At 53.5% G+C, this 531-nt stretch carries 1 protein-coding gene; it reads right to left on the reverse strand.

All coding sequences use genetic code 11. The features are described 5' to 3' along the window. The coding region (locus JNK74_30125; protein MBL7650427.1) for a molybdopterin-dependent oxidoreductase at positions 1-531 on the reverse strand (531 nt) is incomplete at both ends.

Consider the following 531-nt stretch of genomic DNA (forward strand, 5'->3'; position numbering starts at 1 on the left):
TCCATGCGGAAGTTCAGGTCGACAATCAGGTCCATCTTGCCGGTTTCGACCTTGTCATGCCAGACGACTTCCTTGGTGAACTGGCCGGCCACCTCTTCCGAAATGTGATTGTGGTGGGTGCCCAGGTAGTGCTTGAGGAAGTATTCATGTCCCTTGGCGGAGGACATGATGGCGTTACCCCGCCATATGTACCAGACGCGCGGATAAGACTGAGGATTGTTGGGATCTTCCATAGAGAAGCGCAGAGAGCGATCTTTCAATCTCTCGACAACACGCTTGATGATTTCATCGTCTTGTGTGGCGCCTTTTTCAAGGGCTTCTTTCACTACCGTCTCGTTGCTCTGGTTGAATTGCGGATAGCAAGGCAGCCAGCCATTACGAACCGCCAGGGCTTGTTTGTCTATGGTATGACCGCTGGCCATGTGATGCTCTTCGTCGTTGACGGCGCAGATTTCGTTGAAGGGTCTGTCGTAGCGCCATTGATCGGAGTGCACATAGTGGAAGGAAGGGGAGTTTTGCAGGCGCGGCGGT

This window comes from Candidatus Hydrogenedentota bacterium (assembly GCA_016791475.1).
GTDB lineage: Bacteria > Hydrogenedentota > Hydrogenedentia > Hydrogenedentales > JAEUWI01 > JAEUWI01.